Raw genomic sequence first — 4411 nt, forward strand, 5'->3', positions numbered from 1 at the left:
CAGCTCGCCGCCGCTGAACGTGCCCTGGAACGGTTGGAGATCACCCGGGAGACGGTGCTGGACCTGGCCGCCGAGAACGACGCCGCACCGGCCGAGCCGCTGCCGCCGGGGTATCGGGAGGTGCTGGCCGTGTTCACCCGGGGCGGGAACGGGCTGCACGCCAAGGACGTGTGCCGGGCGCTGGGTGGCGGCACCGAGCCCCGGCATGTCGAGAGCATGCGGGCCCGGCTGAAACGGCTGGTAGAGCGGNGNGTTCTCACCGAGCCCGATCCCGGCCTGTTCGTCCTGCCCCAGCCCGACCCACCGGCCACCCCAGAGATCAACTCAAGCTGAGGCCCGACGAAAGCGTGCAGAACGCCCACTGAGAGATGGGTTGGGCATGGTGGGGATGGGTCCGGTAGGCAAAGATCACCCGGCCCATGTGCCACGTCGCCAGGGCGTCGCTCATCTGATCCAGCGCCCAGAACTCCGGGGGCACCTCGGGCGGGCGGACCCGGGCGTCGATGACGGCGCGCTGGCAGGTGCCGCACATGGGCTGCGGGTTGTCGGCGGCCAGGCGGCGTTTGCACCGGGCGCAGTGCCGTAGGTCAGGCGTGGTCGTCATGCCTGGCCATCCCCCGTTCCGTAACCGTTTGGGCACGATCCGGACCCGACCGTAACACCCTCCGGCGCAGTGTCTATGCGTCTCGCGTATGCCCGGCACGAACCACAGGCGTGGTCCTCCACGATCCCCGGCCGGACCCTGAGGACATCTCAATCCCCGTCCCCAGGGTGCGAAAGGGGGATGCCGTGACCCTCACGGTTGCCGTCCCGGTCTTCGGACCTCCGGCCGCTGGCAAGACCACGCTGACGGCGCGGCTCAGCAAGGCCCCGGCCACCGCCGTGTTCCGCCTGCGTGAGCACGTCCCCACCACGATCTTGGCGGCCACGGCCACCAGCGCGGAACGCCTGGGCTGGATTGACGACTTCACCGTGATTGCCACCCTCCGGGCCTACCTGGAGGACTTGGTCACGGCCGGGGGCACGGGGACAGTCATCTTCGACAACTTCCCCGGCAATGCCGCCCAGGTCCGGCACTTCTTGGCGGCGCTCCGGCAGACGGCCCCCGGCTGCGCCGTCGTCGCCGTGGAGCTGACGGTGAACGTCACCACGCTGTACCGGCGGGCCTATCACCGCCGGGTCTGCCACCGCTGCGAGCGCGACCCCATCCGTGACCCCCGCCTCCCCGCCGAGGCCCGCGCCGACGACCCCCAGCGCTGCGCGCGGTGCGGCGGCATCCTCCACCCCCGCCGCGGGGACGCGCCCCGGCTCCTCCGCGCCCGGCTACAGCGGTACCGCCAGACCGCTGACGGGATCAAGGAGGCGTTCGCGGGTGGCGGCGTCACCGTTCACGCGCTCGACAGCGGCACCACCCCCGAGGACACCGCCCAGGCCGTTACCGCCCTCCTCACCGCCAGGAGCAGCCCCGCATGACCACCTTCCTTGATCTTCCCCACCTGCGCCCGAGGGNCGACTATGGCCACGCCCGGATGCCGCGCCGGGCTGACGCACCTGCCCCGGAACACATTGACCGGATCGCCTACGGCCGGTTCCGGAATGTGTACCTCTACATCACCGAGGCCTGTCAACTGCGCTGTGAACACTGCTACATGGGCGAACGACTGGAGCGCGCCTTGAAGATGCCGTTGCCCCAGATCACGGAGACGCTGCGGACCTGGCGACGGATGGGCGGCAGCAAGCTGACCATCCTGGGCGGGGAGCCGACGCTTCACCCCAACTACATCGAGGCCATCCGGCTCGGGCGGCAGCTGGGGTACGAGGACGTCATCACCACCACGAACGCCCAGAAGCCCGCGGCACGGAAGTTCCGCCAGCTGGAACCGGCGGACTTCGCCTACGTCCAGGTCAGCCTCGACGGCGGGAGCGCCGCCACCCACGACCAGGTACGCGGCGAGGGCACCTTTGACGTGGCTCTGGAGACGACGGCGGAGCTGGCCGGACGCGGCTTCGACACCCGGATCATCTGCACCGTCAACCGGGCCAACCGGGGCGACGCCCTGAAGCTGTTGGACCTGGCCGACGAGATCGGCGTGTCCCTCGTGAAGTTCCACGTCTTCTCCACCATCGGCACCGGCCACGGCAACGCCGACATGGCGATGGGTCCATCAGCCTGGGTGACGTACTGCGACGTCATCAACCAGGTGGCCCCGGCCTACAAAACCCGGGTCTGGTACCAGCCCACCTACGCCCGGCGAAACCAGATGAGCCGCTATGCGGCGGAGGGATACCAGGGGTGCATCGGCCGGACGCTGGACCGCATTTCGATCTTTCCCGACGGGCGCTGCTACGTCTGTTCGTACCTGTTCGACACGGACCTCAACTTCGCCCGGATGCAGGACGGGCAGGTGGTGTTGAACCGCGAGGCCAACGAGTTCGACCTGTTCNCCCAACCGCTGATGACGAGCGCGTGCGGCGGGTGCAAGGCCTCCGCCTGCCAGGGCGGTTGCCCCGCCGAGGAAGTCGTCATGGGCGGCTCCTCCTGCGCCGCGGAGCCGGACATCGTGCCGGTGTGCCGGTTGTGGAAGTCGTCCGCCAAGCCCGAGGACTGAGGGAGACACCCTGATGAATGAGATCATCAAGCCCCTCCGGGGACTGGACTGGGACGACCTCGACGCCGTGGAGAGCGGCACCCGCAAGGCGCTGGCGCAGGTGGCGGAGGACCCGGAGGCGGTGAGGGAAGCCCTGCTCCGCCTGCCGACGCGGCCGGAACTGCTGGCCCTGTGCGAGCACTACGACATCCTGGACAAAATCGTGCTGTACCAGGATGACGCTGGTGTCCGGGTCCGGCTGCACGTCTTCCTCCCCGGCTACTTCGACCGGCCTCACAACCACCGCTGGAGTTACGCCAGCCTGGTGCTGCGCGGGGAGTACCGCCACCACCTCTTCGGCAATGTGGACGTGGACGACGCCCCGGCCCCGGACGCGCTGAAGGCGCTGGTGGTGCGGCCGGAACCGGTGGGCAGCAGCTACGCCCTGCATCACTCGATGGTGCACGCCGTGGTGGCGGAGCCGTTCACGGTGTCGCTGGTGATCCGCGGCCCGGCCGTCAAAGATCGCTTCCTGGTCATGGACCGGAAGACTGGGGAGCGCTGGTGGCAGTTCGGCGCCGCCCAGGAAACGGCCGCCGAGGCCGCCCGCAAACGCCTGACGCGGGACCGCCTGGACGAGCTGACCACTTCACTCCGGGAGTGGGACCTGTTTTAGACCGCCCCGCCGCCCCATGCCTGGCCGCTGCCGGTGCCGAGGCGCGGCCGACGCCCCCGCATCCAAAGGAGGTGCCGCCCATCAGCGACTAATCACCCGCCGCCGTAGACCGACCAACCGCGTTCACCCCGAAGAGCCCGCCCCTCCAACGGCGTAGGGGCGGGCTTCTCGTTCGGTCAGCCAGCGGCCGGGGCAGCCAGACGAGCGCGGGAACTGATGAAGGCGCGCAGCTGGTCCAGGTCCGGAAGGGGTTCGTGGTGGGGACGCTCGCAGCGAAGGCTTCCGCTGGCCGCTGCCAGCTCCAGGGTTTCCCCCATCGGCCAGCCGAGACGCAGACCGTAGAGAAGGCCGCCGGAAAAGGCCGCGCCGGCGCAGTGGGTGTGCCGTACCACGATCTCGAAGGCGGGAACGGATACCCGGCTGGTGTCGCTGAGGGCGACCGCGCCGAAGGCTCCGGCCGTGACCACCACCCAGGAGGCCCGGGTCTGGCTCCGCAGGGAGGCCGCCGTCGCCAGGGCCTCCCCGTGCGCGGCGTCGTCCACGTTCGTCTGGATCACCAGCAGTTCCGGCCAATCCCGGAGCGCGGAAGCCACCTCCGGGCTGAGGCTGGAGCCGCCGAGGTTGAGCAGCAGCGGAACCCCTGCCCGGCGGGCGGCCTCGATGGCGCGGAGGCTTGCTGGTTCGATGAGCTGGTAGCAGTCCACATAGGCGAAGGATGCCGAGGCCAGCGGTGTGAGGTCCACGGCCATCAGCCCATCCAGTACCCCGGGCAGGTACGGAAACCAGGTTCGGGTGCCGTCATCGTCGGCCACGATCACAATGTGCGACGTTGACTGATCCGGCACCGGCCGGGCCGTGGAGGCCACCCGGTGCCGCTCTAACCAGGCCTGGATTTGGACCCCGCCCGGATCATCGCCGAAGTCGTTTGAGAGCACGAGCGCCGGGACCTCGAGGGCGGCCAGGACGGCGGCGGCCATAGGGCCATCCGCCGCGATGGACGGCTCCACCGTCCGGACCGCCGCGCCGTGGTTCGCCGAGGGGAAATGACCCACTGAGCCTTTCCCTGCAACGTTTGGTGACGCTCCGTGAGCGTCGCTGGGTGTGAGCGTCCCTGGGGGTGGAGACGATGAAGGCGCGGGGCTCCGGT

At 69.8% G+C, this 4411-nt stretch carries 6 protein-coding genes; 4 read left to right on the top strand and 2 right to left on the bottom strand.

Features of this window, described 5'->3' with window-relative positions; genetic code table 11:
- A partial coding sequence (locus tag CED_RS20880) for a hypothetical protein (RefSeq protein ID WP_035913609.1) occupies positions 1 to 333 on the top strand: 333 nt, incomplete at its 5' end.
- On the opposite strand, the gene CED_RS20885 is transcribed toward CED_RS20880, so the two are convergent.
- Entirely contained in the window at positions 320 to 604 is a 285-nt protein-coding gene (locus CED_RS20885) for a hypothetical protein (RefSeq protein WP_035913611.1), read from the bottom strand. The genes CED_RS20880 and CED_RS20885 overlap by 14 nt on opposite strands.
- A 185-nt stretch (positions 605 to 789) precedes the next feature.
- On the opposite strand from CED_RS20885, the gene CED_RS24495 reads away from it, so the two are divergent.
- The 3 genes from CED_RS24495 (at position 790) to CED_RS20900 (ending at position 3264) form a co-directional block, all read left to right on the top strand.
- On the top strand, positions 790 to 1473 hold the full coding sequence (locus tag CED_RS24495) for a hypothetical protein (RefSeq protein ID WP_011436942.1): 684 nt from the start codon (positions 790 to 792) through the stop codon (positions 1471 to 1473).
- Positions 1470 to 2609: a radical SAM protein gene (locus CED_RS20895; RefSeq protein WP_035913613.1), complete on the top strand. Its 1140-nt coding sequence runs from the start codon at positions 1470 to 1472 to the stop codon at positions 2607 to 2609. Before CED_RS24495 ends, CED_RS20895 begins: the two co-directional genes overlap by 4 nt.
- 13 nt (positions 2610 to 2622) lie before the next feature.
- Positions 2623 to 3264: a hypothetical protein gene (locus CED_RS20900; protein ID WP_035913616.1), complete on the top strand. Its 642-nt coding sequence runs from the start codon at positions 2623 to 2625 to the stop codon at positions 3262 to 3264.
- A 176-nt stretch (positions 3265 to 3440) separates the two neighbouring features.
- On the opposite strand, the gene CED_RS20905 is transcribed toward CED_RS20900, so the two are convergent.
- Positions 3441 to 4241, bottom strand: coding sequence for a carbohydrate kinase family protein (locus tag CED_RS20905; protein WP_035734624.1), 801 nt, complete (start codon positions 4239 to 4241; stop codon positions 3441 to 3443).
- Positions 4242 to 4411 lie beyond the last annotated feature (170 nt).

The sequence above is a fragment of the Frankia sp. CeD genome (genome assembly GCF_000732115.1).
GTDB lineage: Bacteria > Actinomycetota > Actinomycetes > Frankiales > Frankiaceae > Frankia > Frankia casuarinae.

What these genes read in the sequence shown, in the direction of transcription:
- CED_RS20885 (WP_035913611.1), bottom strand. Translation starts at nt 604, where the DNA reads ATGACGACCACGCCTGACCTACGGCACTGCGCCCGGTGCAAACGCCGC.
- CED_RS20900 (WP_035913616.1), top strand. Translation starts at nt 2,623, where the DNA reads ATGAATGAGATCATCAAGCCCCTCCGGGGACTGGACTGGGACGACCTC.
- CED_RS20905 (WP_035734624.1), bottom strand. Translation starts at nt 4,241, where the DNA reads ATGGCCGCCGCCGTCCTGGCCGCCCTCGAGGTCCCGGCGCTCGTGCTC.